Below are 22,479 nucleotides of genomic sequence, written 5' to 3'. Positions count from 1 at the left end.
GCCGGCGAAATTTATTTTCGTCTTACTCGGCGGCCCCTTTGACGCAACGGACGGATAGCCCGGAGTTTGGTTTTGTCAATACGAATCTTGTGTAATCTTCGTTATATTCAAATATGACTAGGGTTGCGAGTGATTCAGATTCATATGGTGCTGTTGCGGTCCACAGGTAGCCCGTTATCCCCTGGTTCATGAATTTCCCTGAGTTTACTATCCCTGCGGCAACAATAGAAAATCCGTATTCGTTTGTGTTTTCGAGGCCGTTTCCCCAGCTGTCAATTGCTTTCAGTGTTGTCCCTGCGCAACGATATACGGGTGGATTTCCGTCTTTTCTCACAATATCGCAAGAGTGCTCTGCGATGAGTTCCTGCCATTCATCTTCGGTGGGTAAATGCCAACCTTCAGGACAAACTTTTTTTGCCGCTTCCCAAGTGTAGAGCCTACCAAATTTTTTGCAGTTTTCAGGTTCGTTGTCGTAGCACCAGCTGTTTATTTCGTCGTTCTCTTCGCTCTCGATTTCATAGTTCATGTTTTGCGCAGTCCACACATGGTTACTGATGACGAGGGTTCGGTAAACCTGGTCATCGCGCTTGTCTAAAAATTCGCCATAAGAAATGTCTGGATTCAGGTAGTCCATGGTGACGCAGTCGTGCTCGGTGCAATCGTAAAAGCGGAGCGCTGCGCTGGACTTTGGCGTCTCGGAACTGGAACTTTCTTCACTGCTCGAACTGGCGGGCGGCTCCGAGCTTGAGGACTTTGGTTGCGAACTGGATGATTTGGGCGCAGGTTTTGAGCTGCTCGAGGGTTCTACTTTGCTCGATGACGAAGGCTCGCTAGATGATGAACTCTTGATTTCGATTTTGTTAGAGAAGAAAATATCGGTCTTGTTGGTTCGGAAAAAAGAACTTGACGAAGCTTCGCTAGAGGATGACTTGTTGACCAATATGATTTCAATTTTGCCAGATGGATTTTCTTCGTGCGCTTCGGTAATACCGTCACTACAGGCAGTGACGATTCCCCCCAAGACGGCCATTGCGTATATCCATATCCTGTGCATTCTATAAAAGTATATATAATAACGCTCTAAATGTCACGCTCTTTTTTCGCTTCGCGTTCCTCCGCTTCGCGCATGGAGTAGACGCACCCGCAGAAATTCTGGCGGTAGAGGTTGTATTCGTGCGAGAGCTGGATGGAGCGCTTGTAGCCACCCTTCTTCTTGAAATCGCTCGGAAGGCGCTTGATGCCGTAGATGTCGCACTGTTCCTGCACCACCTCGTTGAGCACCTGGGCATCCTTCATCGGGCTAATCGTGAGCGTTGTCGTGAAGTAGTCGCAGTTCAGTTCTTTGGCGAGTCTCGCCGATTCGGCAAGGCGGAGCTCAAAGCATTTGCGGCAACGCTTGCCCCCTTCGGGTTCTTTTTCGAGACCCCGGGCGACATCGTAAAACTTTTTCGGGTCGTATTCGCCCTCGACGAGTGTAACTGGGTACTTTGTCTTAAATTCGGCAACGAAACGCTTGATTTCGTTCACGCGATGCTGGTATTCTTCGGCAGGGGCAATGTTCGGATTGTAATAGAAAAGCGTAATCTTGAAGTACTGCGAAAGGTATTCAATCGTGTAGCTACTGCACGGCGCACAACACGCGTGCAACAAGAGCGTCGGCACTTCACCCGTGCGCTCAAGCCTGCGGATGATGCGGTCCAAATCGACCTGGTAATTGTGTTTTGGTGCAGCCGTTTCCATGTCTCTATCGCCTTTCGTCTCTCGTCTCTCGTCTAAATAGTCCCCACCGCAACAATCCAGAAGCAGATGGTCGAGGCAATGGCGAGCGGTCCCATCACATGGCGTTCCTGGGCGCTCAAGCTAAAGAATACTGTTGCCGTGTAGAACGTCAGGTAAACAGCGTAGAAAAAGGCGAGAATGCGCACAATCCCGAACGGAATCGTCTCCGGGAGCACGTGCCCGGCACTCAAAATCGTGAAAAGTGCCACAAATTGCATGATAATCGGCAATACAAATGCCTTGCGGACCTCCTGCGGCACGACCTTGTGTCGGCCGTTCATGGCGTACATGCCAAGTGGCGCCCCGAGTGCAAGGGCGATGTTCAGTGCGATGGAGGGCAAAAAGACGATAGATCCGATAATTGCGGTAATGTAGAACATATCCCTAAGATAAAAAAAAGGACTCCTTCAGGCAAAGGAGGTAACCTAAAGGAGTCTGAGAGTGTTTGGGTATTATTAATAATAGATTTCTTAAAGGGAATAGATTAGAATATTCCAAAAATTTGTGGTTACAATTGTGTCCACGCTTGTATACAAGGGGGGTATTGGGGTAAAATGTCTCAAAATTTGAGTGTTGTGAGGATGTGGGCAAAGTTTGGCTTAAAGGATTGGGACTTTGTCTTCTTGAACGTGAACACGAAGTTGCAGTTGAGCCAGTCGTTGTCGAGCTTGACCTCGTTTTGGACGGAAATGCCTTTTGACGGATTTGTTTTGGGGAACGCGACGCTCAATTTAGCGAGCGCGTGGCTGCTGCGATAGCTTGCCCCGAGCTCGATTTTTGGGGGCTTGGCGCTGTTGGTGCGGTCGTAGCGCAAGTCCGTGCCTGCTTTGAAAGAAAACGGTTCCCAGGCGGATTCTACGGTCCCATTCCATTCGGTTGTGTTGCAGTTGTTGCTAGCCTCGATGCAGGTTACGCTTAAACTTGGGCGCAAACGGGCGGGGCCCGAGGCGAGTGTCATCTTGAATCGGGCGCTGACGGAATCGGAGGCGATAGGACTTAAGACTCTGACTTTGGCAGATAGGGCCGTGTTTAGCGCTTCGGGCCATTTGGCGTTTACGGTTTGCGATGCCCAGAGCCGGTTTTCGGCGATGCCCTTGCTCAAGTTGAGCCCTAGCGGGAGGCTGTCGCCGTGGATGTAGGCGGTGGTTTTCCACGAGAGGTGTTTCTTTTCGCTCTGGAGCTGGATTTTGACGAGCGGTCGGTCTTGGCCGAACTGGTACCATGCGGAGATTTGTCCGAGCGTTGTGCGGGCTTGTACGTTGATGGCGCCTGCGTCCGAAAATTTCCAGAACGTGGCTCCGATTTCGTTTTCGCGGTTCGGCTTGAAGGTGACGTGGGCGTTGAACGTCTTGCTCGTATCCAGGAATGCGCCAAGCCGGAATTTGCCGATGGGGTAGAGGAGTGCGGCACCCCATAAGGTGTCTAGCGGAATGTGGCTGTGGAACTCCAGTGTAGAAACTTGTCCAAAATACGCTTCGAAGTTATCGCGGCGGTAAGACAACAGCTCTTGCGATCCGAGTCGCAACTTGAAGTAGTAGAATTGGAGCTGTAGCTCTTCGCGGTGCTTTTTCAAATGCCCTTCGGAGTCGTACTGGCCTTTCCACGAAACGTTGCCGTGTGGAACTATAGTAGGCACTTTCTGCACGCTTCCCGTTAGAATGGCAGACTTGGTTTGCGTGGGCTTTATGCAGGGCTCCTGGGCGTAAACTTCGGCAAGCAGGCAAGCTTCGTCGTAGTTTTCTTCTTCGAGCCGCGAGAATATTTCGTCGGCCTCCTCGGCGGTGATAATGCCGTCGTCCCACCATTCGAAAACTTGCGCGGCGTCAAAAGGCGGTTGTGCGTGGGCTAATTCGGTGGCAATCGAAAAAAGTGAAAGGGCGAAAATGATGAGTAATTTTTGCAATGGGAACCTCCATTATATATACACGCTTGAACGGAGGCTTTGGCCCGTTTTTTTATTGAAAAACTTTTCTAACTTTTGGACATGGCAAATTCATCTTGGTCAAAGAATTCCAAACCTCGCAGTGGCGCGAGTGCGCTTGGCAAGGATTTTATCCCTCACATGAAGGCTCCGCGTACGGAGTTCCCGCTTTTTAACGGCAAGCGCGTGACGCCCTCTCTTGCAGGGCTCGACAAGCTGTTGCACTACTACGGTGTGGAACTTCAGGAGCCAACGCTCAAGCAGATTTGGGAATTCCACCAGTTGCTCCGTGCCAATAACGATGACCAGGATTTGACCCGCCTCAACGCTTTCGAGACGATGGTGGAACGCCATTATGCCGACTGCACGCTCATCAATGCTTACGTGCCTAAGTGGCCCGCCCGCATGATTGACGTTGGTAGCGGTGCCGGTTTCCCGGGAATCCCGCTCAAGATTGTGAACCCGTCGATTCGCCTTACGCTTTGCGAACCGCGCCCGAACCGCATCAACTTCCTCAACATGGTCATCGAAAAGATGGGCCTCAAGGGAATTGACGTGTTTGGTCATAAGGTCACGAGCCGCAGCATGACCATCCCGGTCGATGGCGTGATTAGCCGTGCTTTTGAACTCATGGAAAAGACGCTCCCGCGTATCGCAAATTCTTTGAAGGTCGGCGGCCGCGTGTACTTCATGAAGGGCCCTGCCGTAGCCGATGAACTCAAGACGTTCTATCCTGAAGATTTTGGCTACAAGTTTGTCGGGAAGCATTTCTATACCATCCCGAACAGCACCCAGGACCGCGCACTGATTATTCTCGAACGCGAAGAGTAGAGTGCGAAATATTTCCGCTTTTGCTTAAAAAGGAGATGCCCGCTCGGAGGCGGGCATGACATTAAAAAGTCAGGCTCATCACCTGACTTTTTTCGTTCGTTGTAACGCGGCGACGCCGCCAAGTTTTTAGAACTTAAACAGCAAACCGAAGCGCATCTGGCCATCGCGTACGCCGTCTGCACGGCCCACGTTCTTGATGGTTGCCCAGTCGAACTGCAGCACGTCAGAAAGCATCACGCCTACGCCGAAGTCGACTTCATTACGCTTGCCCATACGATCGTACAGATAACCTAAACGGAGCGCAATCGTGTTGGAATAAATGAATTCCGTACCGAAGTTGAACACGCCCTGGAGGAATGAATTCGTATCGTCATCTGGGTCAAAGAGGTCTTTCCAGCAGGCGATGTAGAACGGTTCCGGGTCGCCCTTGTCATCGTCAATCACGACTTCGCGGTTGTAGTCAAAAGCGACTGTCCACTTGTAATCGGCCATGCTAAGAATTTCGTAAGAAAGTCCGAGGCGCCAAGTAAGCGGAATCGGGTCTTCGATGGTCTTGTCCACGTAGTACACGCTCGGGCCGATGTTGGCAAGGACCAAGGCAAAGTTGAGCTTCGGGATAAAGAGGTTCTTCTTCAACACGCCGATATCGAATGCGTAACCGAACGTGGTGGCTTCTTCTTCGCCTGCGGCAGCGCCGGAGCTCAGGTCGGAGTAGAAGAACTTGATGGAAAGGCCGAGGCCCCAGTCGTTCGGGAATCTTGTACCGTAGCTCACGCCACCGACGATTTCGGAACTGTTGTAGGCCACGAGGTCATCGGCATCGAGGTCGCCAGAAGCGACGGTCGAACCGAACGAGACGAAGTTCACGGAAACGCCGAGCGTTCCCCAGTCGTTCAGCGGAATGGTCATGCCGCCATAGAGGTGGTAAAGGTCCGGAATGTTCAAAACCGGCAAAAGCTTTTCATAGAAGGCGACGAGCTGGTAGTCGGCGTCCTTGTACTGCTCCATGCCGTTCGCGGTGCTGAACCACACATCGTTACCTTCCGGGAGCACAGCCCAGACCTTGTTGGTCGAAAGGCCATTGCCCTGGTGGTAGTGCGTCCATTCGTCATCGCGCTTGGTTACAGTCGGGTCTTCCTTGGAACTGCGTTCGAGTTCGGCCTTACGTCCGCTAGCGGTTGCGTAGTCCGGCATGTGGCGCCAGACGCCGAGGTCGGTTGCAATCCAGATGGCGCCCTTGCGGTCCACGGAAACGTCGTTCACGGTATTGTTCGCAAACTGCACCTGTTCCCACTTGCGGAGTGTGAAGTGCGAGAGGCCGCCCTTGTGCGTTGCCCAGACGTGGCCCGAGCTATCGACTGCAAGTGCGGTCGGGTTCAAGTCCATGATGCCGTCTTCCTGGTTGAACAGGCTCCAGCGGTCTTTGTCGTTGGCGCTCTTTTTCGGCGTGAGGCGTGCGACACCTGCACCGTCGACTGCCACGTAAAGTTCCTTGCGGTTTTCGGACCAGACGAGTGCGTTAATCTTTTGGCTCGGGAGAACCTTGCCCTTCTGTTCGAAGGCGCCGTTGCGGTAGACAAAGAGGCCGTTGTCCGTACCGATCCAGAGGGAGGCGCCTTGTTTTGCAAGTGCGGTCACGCGGCGTTCGCCGAGTTCCGTTTCAAAGGACTTCCAGCCCTTGCCGTCAAAGCGGTAGAGACCCTTCGGGGTACCGACCCAGAGCTTTTCGGTGAGGCTTTCGTAGAGGATGGCCGAGATGGTGTCCTTGACGACGAGGTCCCAGGGCATCTTGACTTCGACCACGTGCGATTCGTCGTCGGCGTTCTTCACATCGTTGAAAGCCTTCACGACTCGGGTGTATTCGTCGAGGCCGCGTTCCGTACCGACGTAGGTGCGGACTGCGTCCTTAATCTTGGCGGTGCCTTGCAAGGTGACGGAATAGTAGTTGACCCACTGTTCGCCGTCGTACTTGAGAATGCCCTGCGTGGTACCTGCCCAGAGTTCGCTCTTGTCGAAGAACCCGTTCTTGGAGCGGGATGCCATGTGCGTGAAGAACGGCGTCTTTTTGGCGTCTGCACTGTAGGAGCTGCGCCATTCGTCGGCGAGCGGTCCGAAAGCGAGGCCTGCCGGGTTGTAGTACATCGCGGTTGCGTCATCGGCAAGTGCGGCACCGACTTCGCCCATACCTAGCTGGCGTGCGCCAACGGGCATCTGGAGGGTGATAATGGCCGAACCTGTGGCGAGCGCCATGGCAGGTGCCAAAAGAATAGCAGATAATAATGACTTACGCAAGTTGCCTCCAATCCGGGACGTTGTAAGTGTTTCCGTGTGTCGGGATCACTGCCTTCCATCCGGATTTGCTCGGGTTTTCCCAGGGTTGCTTCGGTAAAAGCTTACAGTCGCAGCCCAAAACATAAGGTGGTAAAATTTCCGCATGATTGCGAATCTGTTCGCGGGTGATGAAATTTTCCTCACTCACGAATTTACAATAATTCTTGCCCTTGGGACCAATCACGATTCTGTAAGTCGCGACCCCTTGCTTGTCCCCTTCGTCAATTGTCTTGATTGTTTCTTCCAGCGTCTGGTTCCACTGCTCGATGTAGGCCAACCTTTGTTCTGGAGTCAAATTCTGGGTCTCAAGCCAAGCCCTGATGGATGCTTCGGAGGGCTTCACGGCGGTGAGCGTCTCGCGGGCGGGGCGGCCGATGGCGGCGTATTGCCCCGATACGTCGATAATGGGTTTTGTCGTTTCTTTTTCGTCGGTATTGTGCGTGCCCACATAAATTCCAATCCCGGCGAGGACGATGGACAATAGCACAATCGCAATGACGATGATGATTGATAGCATATTTAAATCCGTTTACGATAAATCCTTACTCTCAAAAACTAGCATTTTCTATTTTATAAGGCAGGAGATATTATGTCAAAATTAAAGTTTTTTATAGTGTTGCTTGCTTGTTGTACTGCCTGGGCTGTCCCGTTTAAGGTCGAAACGCTCAAGGAGGGCGCCGGGGATGCCATTCGTGCAGGTCAGTTGATTAAGGTCCATTATAAAGGTTACCTGGCTGTCGATAGCGCTACGGTGAACAAGGCCGCTACGGATACGACTGTTGAAGCTCCCTATTTTGCAAACTCTTATTACAGTGAACAGCCGCTCGAATTCACTGTGGGCGTGGGCCAGGTGATTGAAGGCTGGGACAAGGGCCTTGTGGGCATGAAGATTGGCGAAATCCGCAAGCTCTCGGTGCCGTCCGTGATGGCTTATGGCGACAACTCTCTCGAAGGCATTCCGCCTAATAGCGACTTGATGTTCGTTGTTGAACTTGTCCATGCCGAAAAGCCGCTCGAAGCAGACAAATTCCCTGCTGATGTAGATAAATTAAAATGGCGTGACATGGGCCGCGGGCTCAAGGTCTACGACGAAAAGGCGGGCTCTGGCAAGCTGAACGCTGCAGGCAACGTCATTAAGGTGCATTACACGGGCTGGCTCCTCTCTGGCCGCAAGTTCGGTAGCTCCAAGGATCTGGGCAAGCCGCTCGAATCGATTATGGGTGCAGGCAAGATGATCAAGGGTTGGGAAACGGGCCTTGAAGGAATGCGCGAAGGTGGCGTCCGTTGGTTGCGCGTGTCTCCGGCGATGGGCTATGGCGCTACGGCATTCTCGATGATTCCGCCGAACTCCACGCTCGTGTTCCGCGTCGAGATGGTCTCTAGCGATGTGGATCCGGAACTGGCAAAGCACATGGACTTCTTCCCGGACACAACGCTCCTCAAGTACGAAAACGGTCCTGAAGGACTCCGCTATGCTGTCGTGAAGCAGGGCGAAGGCGAACCGGCTCGTTCTGGCCACCGCGCAATCGTGCATTACACGGGCTGGATGGTGAACGGCTACAAGTTCGACAGCTCCCGCGACCGCGGACAGCCGTTTGCATTTGAACTTGGCGCGGGTAACGTGATCCGCGGCTGGGAGCTCGGCGTGCAGGGCATGCTCCCGGGCGAAAAGAGAATCCTCGTGGTGCCGCCTGGCCTTGGCTACGGTAGCCGCGGCGCAGGCCCGATTCCGGGTGGCGCAACGCTCATCTTCGCGGTGGAATACCTCGGGGAAGAATAAGTTTGAAAAGTCCGCCTCGGCGGACTTTTTTACTATTGACTAATAACTAATGACCAATGACCTACCCGTTGACAAAATATCCATACCAAATGTTTACATTGTAGGTTCCCAGCGGTAAGTTTTAAATATTTTAGATATTGATGGTTACTTTTTCTGACATAGCGGATTACCGCGACTTCTTGAAGGAATTCTACGACAGGCGCAAGGTCGAGATGCCCTTCTACAGCTACCGCATGATGGGTGATAAGCTCGGGCTAGACTCCAGCTATCTCTATCGCGTATTGCAAAAGAAGCAGCACTTGCCTGCTCATGCATTACCTGCGGCAAAGGAAATCCTTGCGCTGAGTGGTCGCGAGGCCGAATACTTCGACCTCCTTTATTCTGCTGCTGTCAGCAAGGATAAGACTAAGCGCGAAGAACTCATGGCGAAGGCACTCTCGCTCCGCGACGTGGAACGCCATTCTTTGCAGGCTGCTGAACTTAAACTCCTCGAAAACTGGTGGATTCCTGCGGTACGCGCCTACCTGGAATTGAACGGTGGCGTTGTAAACGTCAAGCAGATTGCCAAAGACATCTGCCCGCCGATCACTGAGGAACAGGCTCTCGAAGCCATTGAAACTTTGAAGAGCGTCGGTCTCGTGAAGAAGCTTGCATCGGGCAAGCTCGCACTCACCGAAGCCCATTTGACAGTAGGGGGCCCCGAAAAGGCCAAGGCCGTGCGCAATTTCCAGCGCCAGGTGCTGAGCCTTGCGAGCGATGCGCTCGAAAACGTCCCCGTCAATGAACGTAACATTTCTACACTGACCCTTTCTGTAGACCAGTCCTGCTTCGAGGATTTGGGCGACATGTTGAGGGAATTCCGCCGTCTGGTCCAAAAAAGAGTGGACGGAGCCAAGAATCCTGATCGTGTTATGCAGCTTTCTATGGCATTTTACCCGGTTGCCCGTAAAGGAGGGGCGTCGGAAAATACTATAATAGTAGGGGAAGGTGCAGGAGATAAAAAATGATTAAACGGGCGTGGACATATGGGTTGGCGACGTTGGCTCTGTTCAATGTCGCCTGCGATAGCGGTCGTACCGCAGGATCGTCGATGGAAACTGAGAATTCCATCGCGGTGCTTGTTCAATTGGCCGATGGCACGCCTGCTGCACGTATGGACGTTATTGTCCGCCCTGAATCTTACTTGTCCGGTGCATCCGAACTCGGATCGGACTCCCTGTACCAGTTGCACTTTGAAACCGACGAACAGGGACGCGTTGTCCTGTCTAGCGTTCCGTCGGGCTCTTACGTGATTGAAGCACGTAGCGATTCCCTGAACTTGAAGGGCTTTGAAAAGATTGCCTACGTCGAATCGGATACGACGACTCCTTTGACAGTCGAAGTTTCGGAACCGACCAAGGTCTCCGGTCGAGTCGGTCTTCCGCAACTGGTGCGCAGTTCCGCTACGGTCTCTGTGCAGGGCTTGGACTACCAGGTCTCGATGGATTCCACGGGCTACTTTGAATTTGAATCGCTCCCGAACGGCAATGTCGAGATTGTCGCATTCGTGAACGAAGCTGGCGCTGACTCGGTTACGGAATATGGCCGAATTGAAGCTGACGTTGGCTCTGACTCCAGTGAAGGCGCCCTTTACCTCGGCGACTCCGCTTACGTCAAGACGTACTTTGTATTCGATGACTTTGAAAATGGCGCTGGCGTTTGGGAAACTGCGGCATCGCTCAACGCGGAGGTCACCTTTAATATTGAATCGGCAGGTCTTGGTCGCGAAGGCAAGGCGGCACACTTTATCTGCAAACGCGATTCTGCGGCTCAGTGGGACTGGGCTCTTATCGGTCGTGAACTGGGTGGCTATGTCAACATGAGCGATTTGGATTCTATCCGCTTCTGGGTCCGCGTCTCGACTCCGTCGAGAATTTCGTTCTCGTTTGACAGGTTCGTGAATGACGATTCCGTGACGAGTTCCGATAATATCAAGTCTTGGCGCCATTTCGAGGCGGATACGGTCTGGACGCAGTTTACCGTGATTCCGGCGGAACTGGATACGGCTGACAGCAATGGCGGTAACTACGGTTGGGAAGCGGTGAAGGACAGTGTCACAAAGATTGGCATCTTCGGCGCTATGGATACGGAAGTCTGGGTGGACGATATCGAAGTCTTTGGCTACGGTATCTTTGACCCGTACGCCCCGGTTGTGAAGAAGAGCGTTGTCCGGAAAGAAGAGTAGATTTATCCACTATTGACATTTTATCAATGGACCTGCATCGCTTTGCAGGTCTTTTTTTGTTGTTTGGAGGTAGATTAATAATGGATGGATTGGCGGTGTATGGCTGGTCCGAAGGAGTGTGTATGAACATGAAACGTTTGGCTGCACTGGGCTTAATTGCTGGCTTTGGTGTAAGCGCGCTTGCTGACAACCCTATTTCTAGCTATCACTATCTGGCGGACCCTTCTTGCGCCTCTGACGGTGATACCTTCTACATCTTGACCGATGTGGATGACTATAACAACCAGACGAACTGGAACTACGATATTGTCGGCCTTTACGCCTTCACGTCTGAAGACATGAAGAACTGGACTGATCACGGCATGATTTTCCGCTCCAGGCGTGAATTCGGGAACTATCCGAACAATACTTGGGCATCGGGCATCGCAGTCAAGAATGGTAAGGTCTATATCGTTTACCCCGATGGTGCAAGCGGCGTGGGTATGATTACCGCCCCGGCTATCGACGGGCCTTATACCGACCCCGTCAAGGAAACCCATGGTGTCAACAGAATTGCTGGTGGCGGAAGTCTTATCGGAGGTTGCGATGGCATTGCGCATTGCTTTGACCCGGGCATCTTGATCGATGACGACGGTAAGGGTTACGTGATTTTCGGTGGTGGCGAAAGCGGCCAGCGCCCCTACGGCAACAACTTTGACATTATCAGTTTTACCGAAAGCAATGGCAAGATTACTTTCGACAAGAACTCATTGAAGAAGGTCTCTTTGCCGAACTCTTTTGAAGCTCCTTACCTGCACAAGAAGGGTAGCACTTATTACTTGAGCTTCAACAACCGTAGCCAGGTGATTGACTATGGTATGTCTAACAATATTTGGGGCCCGTATACCTTTGTGGGTACGGTTATTCCGGGCATCGGCTCTGTGCCGGACGCTCATGGCGAAGGCGGCAACAACCACCAGGGCTTTGCTCCGTTCAAGGACAAGTGGTATGCCGTTTACCACGACCGTCGCTTGGTGACTTCTGACAACCACCCGGCCGCAACGACGCAGCAGGGCGTGCGTTCCGAAAACCCGAACTACGAAAACCACAGAAGCGTGTCTATCGACGAACTCACGTGGAATGGCGACAAGATGAACAAGCTCACCTTCACACGTGAAGGACCAAAGCAGATCAAGAACTTTGACCCGTACAAGACCTACAAGGCAACGACGAGTTCCAAGCAGATGAACATCCGTAGCCGTACGGACTGGACTCAGGGCAAGCCCGTTGTGCATGTGCTCTTGCCGCTTACGAGCCGTAGCGAATCTTGGATTCGTGTTTCTGGCGTGGACTTCGGTAAGGGTGCTGAAAACCTCCGCATCAAGGCCGCTAACGTGGGCGAAGGCAACAAGATTGAAATCCATACGGGTAGCGCGAGCGGCACGTTGGCCGGTACTTGCGAACTTGCTAAGACCGCTAATAACAAGACCTTCGTGGATAACGATTGCGCAATGAAGGGCCTCACCGGCGTTGTTGACCAGGTGTTCTTCGTGTTCAAGAACAATGGCAAGGACTCGACCATGGGCGTTCTCGAATGGGAATTCCAGGGCACGAAGCGCGAACCTGAACCGCAGACTCCGTTTGGCGGCAAGGCTTGGGCAATCCCGGGCAAGATTGAAATGGAAAACTTCGATGAACCGGGCTACGGCGCAGGCAACGATTCTTACGCTGATAACGATTCTGATGACCACGGTGCCGAAAGCAATGGTGGCAAGAGCTACCGCGAAGGCACTGGCGTAGATATCTACAAGAAGGCTACGGGCTATGTCGTCGGTTACAACCAAACGGATGAATGGCTGGAATACACTGTGGATGTGGCTGCTGAAGGCGACTACACGATGTTTGCGGCTGTGGCTTCTGCCAATGCGACCTCCAGCTTCAAGCTCTCCATCGATGGTGACGATATTACGGAATCGATTTCTGTCCCGAAGAACGATGGCGAAGAAAACTATGACGACTATAGCAAGGTGAAGGCGAATGTGAAGCTCCCGGCTGGCAAGCATATCCTCCGCTTTACCGTGATTGGCGACTGGATGGATATTGACTATATCCAGTTTGCTAAGGGCAAGGATGCCAAGGACCCGGATGAAGGTAGCGAAGTGGCTATCCGCCAGAAGATTCGCATGAATGCGATTGCCGCTGCGACTTACGACGTGTTCGACTTGACCGGTAAGAAGGTCTCTAGCTTCACGGCCCATAGCATGGACGAAGCGAAGAACATGCTGCGTGGTGGCGCCCAGGTTAATGTGCAGGGCGTGTGCATCATCCGCAACCGTGGTACCGGCATGATGGCTAAGGTCCGCACGACCCGCTAGAATCTCCAAGAAACACACATCCGTATAAAAGGGCTTCTCGCAAGAGGGGCCTTTTTTGCATCCAAATTTTTACGGACTCGTTGACGTTTTGTCCATGATGCTTGCGGACCGCCGCGTTCTTTTTTGTGATTTTGGACATACTTTTAGATTGGATGGATTGACGGTGTATGGTCGATCCTAAGGAGTGTTATGAAACTACTTAAGAAAGTAACGATGTTTGGACTCTTGGCGGGCTTTGGAGTAAGCGCGCTTGCCGATAACCCAATTTCTACTTACCATTACCTGGCTGACCCGGGTGCTGCTGCTGACGATGATTACTTCTACATCATCACGGACTCCGATGACCCGGCTCCGTACAATTCTAACGGTTACAAGATTTACGCCCTCTATGCATTCCGCAGTAGGGATATGCAGAACTGGACCGACTACGGCATTATTTACGATGCCCGCAAGGTAAGTGGCATTAACGACATTTGGGCTTCTGGTATTGCAGTCCACAACGGTACATTCTACATCGTGTTCCCGGATGGCGGTGGCGGCGGCATTGGCTACATCAAGGCGCCTGCAATTGAAGGCCCTTGGACAAACGCCGTGGGCCAGGGCAAGGATAAGCTTGTCGGTGGTCGCGGTATCATCGGTTGCGATGGCGTTTCCTGGTGCTTTGACCCGGGTATCTTTATCGATGACGACGGAACCACCTACGTGACATGGGGCGGCGGCGAAAGCACTAGCCGTCCAAACACTGATAACTTCGACATTGTCAAGTTGAACGATGCCAAGAACGCCCCGGTGGGCAACGGTTCCCATGTGAAGGTGAACAACTTGCCGACCCGCAAGATGCTCGAAGCTTCTTACATCCACAAGCACAAGGGTACTTACTACTTCTCTTACAGTACTGGCTGGCAGCAGGGCGCTCCGACGATTGACTACGGTATCTCGAACAACGTTATGGGCCCGTACACCTGGAAGGGTACGATTCTTGGCGACCCGAGCATGAACGGCCGTAGCATCAATGGCAACAACAACCATCATGGTATTGCCGAATTCAAGGGACATTCTTACGTTGTCTATCATGACCGCCGTATCGCGAAGGGTCACAACGGCTTGGAAATTATCCCGGCAGATGATGGCAAGGCAAAACCGAACGAAGGTTACCACCGTAGCGTTTCTGTAGACGAAATGTTCTACAATGCTGACGGCACCATTCAGACGGTGAAGGTGACGGATGAAGGTCCGGCACAGATTGAAAACTTTGACCCGTACGATTGGTATCCGGCACTCACGAGCTCCAAGCAGAAGGGCATCCGCAGCCGCTCTAACTTTGTGCAGGGCAAGGCCGCTGACCATGTGATGCTCCCGCTTTCGAGCAAGGAAGCTTGGCTCCGCGTGTCGGGCGTGGACTTTGGCGCTGGCGCAACGGGCTTTACCGTTGAAGCCGCAAGCACGGCTGATGGTAACAAGGTCGAAATCCGCTCGGGTTCTGCAACGGGTACGCTTGCGGGTACTTGCACCATCAAGAATACCGGCAACAAGAACACCTATGCCGAAAACAAGTGCGATGTCGAAGGCCTCTCGGGCGTCGTAAAGCAGCTGTTCCTCGTGTTCAAGGGTAATCAGGATTCGACCATGGCTGTCAAGGCATGGGGCTTCGAAGGCAGTGGCACGACTCCTCCGGAACCGCAGAAGCCGTTTAGCGGCAAGGCTTGGGAAATTCCGGGCAAGATTGAAATGGAAGACTTCGACATTCCGGGTTCTGGCCGCGGTAGTGAAATCAAGTCCTACAGCGAAAACGATTCCGAAGACCATGGCATCGAAAATGGTGGCAAGAGCTACCGCGAAGACACTGGCGTCGATATCTACAAGAAGGCTACAGGCTATGTCGTGGGCTACAACCAGTCCGGCGAATGGCTTGAATATACCGTGAACGTCAAGGAAGATGGCGACTACACGATGTTTGCTTCTGTGGCAACGGACAATTCCACTGCTAGCTTTACGCTTTCCATTGACGACAAGTCTATCGCTGAAGTCCCGGTTTCCGGCGACAGCTGGGATGACTTTGTGAAGGTCAAGGCCAATGTGAAGCTCACGGCCGGTGAACATGTCCTGCGCTTCACTGTTACGGGCGACTGGTTCGATATCGACTATATGACGTTTGCTAAAGGGAAGGACGCTAAGGATCCGGACGACGAAACGATTGGTATCAAGGGCTTCAGGGTGCTTGGTGCAGATGCAGTCGCAAACTTCGACGTGTTCGACTTGACCGGCAAGAAGGTTTCTAGCTTCACGGCCCGCAATATCCACGAAGCCAAGAAGCTCTGGCGCGAAAATCCGCAGTCCAAGAACGTGCAGGGCGTTTGCATCATCCGTAACCGTTACAACGGCGCGGTGGCAAAAGTTCGCACCACTCGCTAAGGATGTCATGCCCGACAGGCTTTAATGTCATGCCCGACTTGATCGGGCATCTCCTTTTATTGACTTTTTGTCCATGAGACCTACGATTTTTCGTGGGTCTTTTGGCGTTTCTGAGGGTAGTTTTATAAAAAACGGGATGGCGGTGTGTTTGGTCGATCCCAAGGAGTGAACAATGAGATTACTGAAACGTTTAACGATGGCAGGCTTGCTCGCCGGTTTTGGTGTTGGCGCACTTGCCGATAACCCGATTTCGGCTTACCATTACTTGGCGGACCCGGGTGCCGCTGCCGATGATACTTATTTCTATGTCATAACCGACTCGGATGACCCTGCTGCATCGAATGCCAATGGCTATAATATCAAGGCCCTTTACGGTTTCCGCACGAAGGATATGAAGAACTGGACCGACTTCGGTATCATTTATGATGCCCGCAAGGTCGATGGCATTGGTGATATCTGGGCTTCTGGTATTGCGGTGAACCCGAATGACCACAGACTCTACATTGTGTTCCCGGATGGCGGTGGCGGCGGCGTTGGCCTCATCGGTGCCGATAGTATTGCAGGTCCGTGGACAAACCCGGTCTCTGGCAACAAGAAGCTCATCAACAACTGGGGTGGCGGTATTTCGGACTGCGACGGTATTGGTTGGTGCTTTGACCCGGCAATTTTCTTCGATGACGACGGTACAGGCTACTTCACCTTTGGTGGCGGTAGCAGCGATAGCCGCCCGGCAAATAACAACAATAACGACATTTTCAACATCTACAAGCTCAACAAGGACATGAAGGGCTTCGATGTGAGCACCAAGACTCACCTGAAGATTGGTGGTCCGAAGGCGATGGAAGCCTCTTACATCCACAAGTATAAGGGTAATTACTATCTCTCTTACAGTACGGCGGATTTGCGCATTGCATACGGCATGTCCAAGAACCCCATGGGTCCTTATGAATACAAGGGCATTTTCATGGGTAACCCGAACATTGGCGGCCAGAACATCAACGCCAACAACAATAACCACCACGGCATTGCCGAATTCAAGGGCCACTGGTATGTCGCTTATCATGACCGCCGCATTGCCAACGGTTACGACGGCTTGGAAAAGATTCCTGCCGATGACGGTAAGGCGAATCCGGTGCCGGCATTCCACCGCAGCGTGAGTGTTGACGAGTTTTTCTACAACGGTGACGGTACCATGAAGGAACTGACCTTCACGAAGGAAGGCCCGAAACAGATTGAAAACTTCGATCCGTATGACTGGTATCCGGCACTCACGAGTTCTAAGCAGAAAGGCATCCGCAGCCGTTCGAACTGGACTCCGGGCAAGGTCGCAGAACACCTCTTGCTCCCGCTTTCCACGAAGGAATCCTGGATTCGCGTGAGTGGCGTGGACTTTGGTACGGCGGCAACGGGCTTTGTGGTTCAGGCGGCAAGCGCTGCTGATGGCAACAAGATTGAAATTCATTCGGGCTCTGCTACAGGTACGCTCGCTGGCTCTTGTACGCTCAAGAATACCGGCAACAAGAACACTTTTGCAGAAAATTCCTGCGAAGTGACCGGCCTCAAGGGCATCGTAGATGAAATTTTCCTCGTGTTCAAGGGCTCTCAGGACTCCACCATGGCAATTAAGGCTTGGGGCTTTGAAGGTAGCGGCACAACTCCGCCGGAACCGCAGAAACCGTATGGCGAAAAGGCTGTGACGCTTCCGGCAAAGATTGAAGCTGAACATTATGACATCCCGGGCGTTGGCCGCGGTGGCGATGTGGATTCTTACAGCGATAACGAAAAGGCAAACCAGGGCGATGCCAAGTTCCGCGAAGACCAGGGCGTTGACATTGTCGAAGGCGGTACGGGCATGGCGATTGGCTATACCGCTTCTGGCGAATGGCTCGAATACACGGTCGAAGTCCCGGAAGACGGTGATTATGCGATTAAGGCCTCGGCTTCTACTGGCATGGAAAGCGCAAGCTTCTGCTTCTTGGCCGATGGCAAGGCAATTGGCGATACCATTACGGTTCCGCAGACCGGTGAAGACTGGAGCGTCTATAAGGAATTTGACGGAGGCAAGGCGAAACTTACCAAGGGCACGCACGTGATTCGTCTCGTGATTACGGGCGACAATGTGAACGTAGACTGGTTCTCCCTTGGCGATGTGGAAAAGGTTGGTCTCAAGCCGACTGTGAAGTTCCAGGCAAATGCTCCGAGCACCTACCGCGTGTATAGCGTGAGCGGCAAGCTGCTCGGCACGGTGGAACTCGCCGGAAAGAAGGCCGCCGAAGCTCTCCAGAGTGCTGGTTTCAACAAGGGCGTTTACATGCTTAAGAGCGTTGACGGCCACAAGACCTTCATGACCTCTGTCGCAAGATAAAATTCATATAATTCCGAAACCAAATAACGAAAAGCACCCCGAAGGCAAAAGCTCTGGGGTGTTTTTTTGTCGCTGCCCCATTACCAAAATGTCAATGATAAATATTTGGAAAAATGCCTTTTGGGCGTCTGGAGATTCTAAATTCCATATTGGAAAGCCTTGCCGTTTTGCAGGCGAAAAATTTGAGATGTTTTTGAGTTTGCGATAGGCTATTGTTTACGGCCTTGTAGGGCGCCTGAAGCCCAAACGATCCTCCTAAACCACACACCCTAATGGCGCTGAATGGCGTCATTACACCTCGGGACGAATGTTCCGAGGTGTTTGCATTTGCACTATGTGCAAATGCCAGTTGCTAGGCTCGGATATAGGCTTGCGAGCAATCCTGCATCACTCGCCTTACGCAACTGTGTGCATCCGCGACGCTCGGCCTACGCATTTGTTGTATTTACGGTTGCGACGCTCGGCCTACGCATTACCAAATTGACAATGGAAAATTATTCTGGGGGTGTAAAATGATTGCGCGATGGGTATAAATTTAAATTACGAAAAAATATGGGATTACTTTTTTAGGAGATTTACTATGAAGCGCATGGGTGAAGTCTTGAAGGCTGCCGCTTACGGTTTGGTTTTTGCTATACCTGCTTTTGCCTCGACGGTCAATGTCGACGTAACGGAAGAACACCAGGTGATTCGCGGGTTTGGTGGCATGGTGCATAACCAGTGGCAGGGCGGTGGTGGCCTTTCCGAAGCCGATGCGAAGATCGCTTTTGGTACGGGCGATGGCACAATTGGCCTCAACACGCTCCGTATTCCGGTTTACGCCAATTCCAATGACTTCAACAAGGAAGTTCAGGCCGCAAAGTATGCCAAAAAGTACGCCGGCGATGACTTTATCCTTTACGCGACTCCGTGGACATCGCCGTACGCAGGGGCGAACCAGCACATGGCTTCTTCGAATTACCAGAAGTACGTGGACCACCTGAACAACTTCAACGATTACATGAAGAATCAGGGCGTTCCCCTGTACGCCATCTCCATCAGTAACGAACCGGACTGGTGCGGTGAATGGGCCTGCTGGAGTGCCGACGAAATCTACAACTTCACCAAGGGCTATGCCGACAAGATGCGCAAGAATGGCGCGAAGGTGATTTCGACGGAATCCTTCCGTTATGACAAGAACCTCTACAACAAGGTCTTGAACGATGCCAATGCCCTCAAGAACTGGGACATTCTCGGCGCGCATTTTTACGCGAGTGACCGAAGGACTGGGGACAACTTCTTCCAGTACAGCCTTGCTGACCAGAAAAAAGTCGAACGCTGGATGACGGAACACTATACCGAAAGCCAGGGAAGCGGTAACTACTGGCGCACGATTACGAATACGGGTGACCAGGCGAACGCCAACAAGCGCGATACCGTGAACGCCATGGACGTGGCTTACGAAATCCACCGCGCCATGGTCGTGGGCAATTTCAATCAGTACACCTGGTGGTACATCCGTCGTTGCTACGGCCTCATCATGGAAAAGGATTTTGGAAACAAACTCCAGATTCCGCAGAACGAAATCGGCAAGATTTCTAAGCGCGGCTACGTGATGAGCCAGTTTGCGCGCTTTGTCCGCCCGGGTGCTGTCCGCGTGGGCGCTACGGCAAACCCCGAAAAGGAAGTCTTTGCAAGTGCATACAAGAGCAAAGATGGCGATAGCGTTATCGTGGTGCTCGTGAACCGCGACTACAAGAATAGCAAGACTGTGACCGTCAATGTGAAGGGTGCCGATGTGGAAACTTTCCATGTGTACACCACTAGCGAAGCGAAAAATGCAAAGTACGAAGGCGAAGTCGAAGTCAAGAATGGCTCCGTGACGATTACCATGGATGCCGGCAATTCAAGCAACAAGGACTGCATTGTGACACTCGTGGGCAGTGGCACTCCGGCAGATCCTGTACCTCGCGAACCGTTTGGTGGTAAGGTCGCTGAAATCCCGGGCAAAATCGAAGCCGAAAACTTTGACGTTCCGGGTACGGGCAAGGGCAACAAGTCTTATAGCGAAAACGATTCCGAAGACCGTGGCGAAACGAACTACCGCGAAGGCACGGGTGTCGATATTTACAAGAAGGCTACTGGCTATGTGGTCGGCTATAACGAAGAAGGCGAATGGCTCGAATACTCCGTGAACGTGAAGGAAGCTGGTGATTACACAATGTTTGCTTCTGTCGCTACGAGTAATTCGACGTCTGGTTTCTCGCTCTCCTTGGATGGAAAAACTCTTGTAGAAAATGTCGCACTTTCGGGAACGAGCTTCGATGACTTTGTGAAGGTCAAGGCCAACGTAACGCTCCCGGCTGGCGAACATATTCTCCGCATGACGGTGACGGGTTCCTGGTTCGATATCGACTACTTCAACTTTGCAAAGGGCAAGGATGCTGCCGATCCGGACGATAAGACGATTGGTTTGCGCGGTGCTAATTTCCGCTTGCCGACCGAAGCCGAAAATTACAGTGTCTTCGACGTGAACGGCGTGCTCGTGGGCAAGTTCCTTGCTACGACCAAGGCCGATGTCCAGCGCATGACCAAGAGCGTGGTGCGTCAGAATGGCATTTACTTTGTGAAGTCGCTGGGGGGCAAATCCTACCGCATTTCTGTGGCAAAATAATTTCATATTCCTAAAAACGGGAGCCGAGCAATTGGCTCCTGTTTTTTTAAGAGTTTGTTAAAAGGGAGATAGATATGAGTGTGGAAATGAGCTTCAAAAAGCTGATGGGCATTGCAGGTGTTGCTGCAGGCCTCTCTATGTTTGCGGTAACGGGTGCAAATGCGGCTCCGGACCCGAACTTCCATATTTACATTGCTTACGGGCAATCGAACATGGAAGGTAACGCGAGGAACTTTACGGATGTCGATAAGAAGGAACATCCTCGCGTGAAAATGTTTGCAACAACGTCTTGCCCGAGTCTTGGCCGCCCTACGGTCGGTGAAATGTACCCGGCAGTGCCGCCAATGTTCAAGTGCGGTGAAGGCCTTTCTGTCGCTGACTGGTTTGGCCGCCACATGGCAGATTCCTTGCCGAACGTGACGATTGGCATTATTCCGGTGGCTCAGGGCGGTACGAGTATCCGCTTGTTTGACCCGGACGATTACAAGAATTACCTCAATTCTGCGGAAAGCTGGCTGAAGAACGGAGCCAAGGCTTACGGTGACGATGGCAATGCCATGGGCCGCATTATTGAAGTCGCCAAGAAGGCTCAGGAAAAGGGCGTCATCAAGGGGATCATCTTCCACCAGGGCGAAACCGATGGCGGCATGAGCAACTGGGAGCAGATTGTCAAGAAGACTTACGAATACATGCTCAAGCAGCTTGGCCTGAATGCCGAAGAAACTCCGTTTGTCGCGGGCGAAATGGTGGATGGCGGTTCGTGTGCTGGCTTTAGCAGTCGTGTGCGTGGGCTTTCCAAGTACATTGCAAACTTTGGTGTCGCAAGTTCCAAGGGTTACGGCTCTAAGGGGGACGGCCTCCACTTTACCGTAGAAGGCTACCGCGGCATGGGTGAGCGTTATGCCCAGCAAATGCTCAAGCTCATCAACGTGGCGCCTGTTGACCCTGTCCCGCAGGAACCGTTCAAGGGTGCTCCGATTGCTATTCCGGGCAAGGTCGAAGTCGAAGATTTTGACAAGCCGGGTATCGGCAAGAACGAAGACGGTACGAGTAACGCCTCTTACAGTGACGAAGATTCCGAAAACCACGGTGATAGCGATTACCGCAAGGATACGGGCGTAGACTTGTACAAGGCGGGCGATGGCGTTGCTCTTGGTTACACGCAGACTGGCGAATGGCTTGAATACACGGTAGACGTGAAGGCTGATGGCGAATACAATATCGATGCAAGTGTCGCTGCCGGTAATTCCACCTCTGCGTTCAAGCTTTACATCGACGAAAAAGCCATAACGGATGATGTTTCCGTGCCGCAGACTGCCGACAATTCCTGGGACACGTACAAGACGATTTCCGTGAAGGAAAAGGTCACCTTGAAGGCCGGTAAGCACGTGCTCAAGCTCGAAATCACCGCCAACTACGTGAATATCGACTGGATCCAGTTCAGCGAGCCCAAGAAGGAAGACCCGCCGAGCGCGATTGCAAAGGTCCGTTTTGACATGACTGAAGCCGAAAGCAACTTTAGCGTGTACAGCATGCAGGGCCAAAAGCTCGGGACGTTTACCGCGAAGGGAATGGCCGACGCGATGAACCTCGTCAAGACGGATGCCAAGCTCCGCAAGCAGGCTCAGGGAGTGTTCTTCATCCGCAAAAATGGCGCCAAACTCATGAGCAAGAAGGTTGTCGTTTTCGAATAATTCTAGACTCCATGAAGGGTCCTGGCGGATGCTAGGACTCTTTTTTTTACAAAATGCGTTTTTTGAGCGAATTTCGCAATTCATTGACAAAACGTCCATATTATATGGAGCCCTGCTGTGCTACAAAACGGCTTT

General features: G+C 52.3%; 15 protein-coding genes. 9 read left to right on the top strand and 6 right to left on the bottom strand.

Annotated features, from left to right (window positions below; translation table 11 throughout):
* Positions 1-22 precede the first annotated feature (22 nt).
* From B7982_RS06395 to B7982_RS06380, 4 genes are all read right to left on the bottom strand, one after another.
* Positions 23-1,030 carry a fibrobacter succinogenes major paralogous domain-containing protein gene (locus B7982_RS06395; RefSeq protein WP_233138407.1) on the bottom strand — a complete coding sequence of 336 codons (1,008 nt, stop codon included), beginning with the start codon at positions 1,028-1,030 and terminating at the stop codon, positions 23-25.
* Between the two features lie 50 nt (positions 1,031-1,080).
* Positions 1,081-1,740 (bottom strand): epoxyqueuosine reductase QueH, encoded by a 660-nt coding sequence (locus B7982_RS06390; protein WP_088660045.1) that lies wholly within the window; start codon positions 1,738-1,740, stop codon positions 1,081-1,083.
* 32 nt (positions 1,741-1,772) lie between these two features.
* Positions 1,773-2,159 carry a hypothetical protein gene (locus tag B7982_RS06385; RefSeq protein ID WP_088660044.1) on the bottom strand — a complete coding sequence of 129 codons (387 nt, stop codon included), beginning with the start codon at positions 2,157-2,159 and terminating at the stop codon, positions 1,773-1,775.
* A gap of 179 nt (positions 2,160-2,338) precedes the next feature.
* Positions 2,339-3,682, bottom strand: coding sequence for a hypothetical protein (locus tag B7982_RS06380; RefSeq protein ID WP_088660043.1), 1,344 nt, complete (start codon positions 3,680-3,682; stop codon positions 2,339-2,341).
* Positions 3,683-3,763: 81 nt separating this feature from the next.
* Here B7982_RS06380 and rsmG point away from each other — a divergent pair, with 81 nt between their 5' ends.
* A complete protein-coding gene (gene rsmG / locus B7982_RS06375) occupies positions 3,764-4,531 on the top strand; it encodes a 16S rRNA (guanine(527)-N(7))-methyltransferase RsmG (RefSeq protein ID WP_233138406.1) in 768 nt (255 codons plus the stop codon).
* A 126-nt stretch (positions 4,532-4,657) separates the two neighbouring features.
* On the opposite strand, the gene B7982_RS06370 is transcribed toward rsmG, so the two are convergent.
* Positions 4,658-6,823: a PorV/PorQ family protein gene (locus tag B7982_RS06370; protein WP_088660042.1), complete on the bottom strand. Its 2,166-nt coding sequence runs from the start codon at positions 6,821-6,823 to the stop codon at positions 4,658-4,660.
* Positions 6,816-7,379 carry a hypothetical protein gene (locus B7982_RS06365; RefSeq protein WP_088660041.1) on the bottom strand — a complete coding sequence of 188 codons (564 nt, stop codon included), beginning with the start codon at positions 7,377-7,379 and terminating at the stop codon, positions 6,816-6,818. The genes B7982_RS06370 and B7982_RS06365 overlap by 8 nt, the downstream gene beginning before the upstream one ends.
* A 72-nt stretch (positions 7,380-7,451) precedes the next feature.
* Here B7982_RS06365 and B7982_RS06360 point away from each other — a divergent pair, with 72 nt between their 5' ends.
* From B7982_RS06360 to B7982_RS06325, 8 genes are all read left to right on the top strand, one after another.
* On the top strand, positions 7,452-8,642 hold the full coding sequence (locus B7982_RS06360; protein WP_088660040.1) for an FKBP-type peptidyl-prolyl cis-trans isomerase: 1,191 nt from the start codon (positions 7,452-7,454) through the stop codon (positions 8,640-8,642).
* 140 nt (positions 8,643-8,782) lie between these two features.
* Positions 8,783-9,649, top strand: a complete 867-nt coding sequence (locus B7982_RS06355) for a DUF4423 domain-containing protein (RefSeq protein ID WP_073424853.1) — start codon at positions 8,783-8,785, stop codon at positions 9,647-9,649.
* Positions 9,646-10,866 carry a hypothetical protein gene (locus tag B7982_RS06350; protein WP_088660039.1) on the top strand — a complete coding sequence of 407 codons (1,221 nt, stop codon included), beginning with the start codon at positions 9,646-9,648 and terminating at the stop codon, positions 10,864-10,866. The genes B7982_RS06355 and B7982_RS06350 overlap by 4 nt, the downstream gene beginning before the upstream one ends.
* Positions 10,867-10,988: 122 nt before the next feature.
* Positions 10,989-13,220, top strand: coding sequence for a carbohydrate-binding protein (locus tag B7982_RS06345; RefSeq protein WP_233138405.1), 2,232 nt, complete (start codon positions 10,989-10,991; stop codon positions 13,218-13,220).
* Between the two features lie 189 nt (positions 13,221-13,409).
* Positions 13,410-15,632, top strand: coding sequence for a carbohydrate-binding protein (locus tag B7982_RS06340; RefSeq protein WP_088660037.1), 2,223 nt, complete (start codon positions 13,410-13,412; stop codon positions 15,630-15,632).
* Positions 15,633-15,804: 172 nt separating this feature from the next.
* Positions 15,805-17,997, top strand: a complete 2,193-nt coding sequence (locus B7982_RS06335) for a carbohydrate-binding protein (RefSeq protein WP_088660036.1) — start codon at positions 15,805-15,807, stop codon at positions 17,995-17,997.
* Positions 17,998-18,577: 580 nt separating this feature from the next.
* A complete protein-coding gene (locus tag B7982_RS06330; RefSeq protein WP_088660035.1) occupies positions 18,578-20,650 on the top strand; it encodes a carbohydrate-binding protein in 2,073 nt (690 codons plus the stop codon).
* A gap of 74 nt (positions 20,651-20,724) precedes the next feature.
* Positions 20,725-22,344, top strand: coding sequence for a sialate O-acetylesterase (locus B7982_RS06325; protein ID WP_088660034.1), 1,620 nt, complete (start codon positions 20,725-20,727; stop codon positions 22,342-22,344).
* The last annotated feature ends 135 nt before the right edge of the window (positions 22,345-22,479 follow it).

This window comes from Fibrobacter sp. UWB2, from assembly GCF_002210425.1.
GTDB lineage: Bacteria > Fibrobacterota > Fibrobacteria > Fibrobacterales > Fibrobacteraceae > Fibrobacter > Fibrobacter elongatus.
This window is presented reverse-complemented; position numbering and strand designations above follow the sequence as displayed.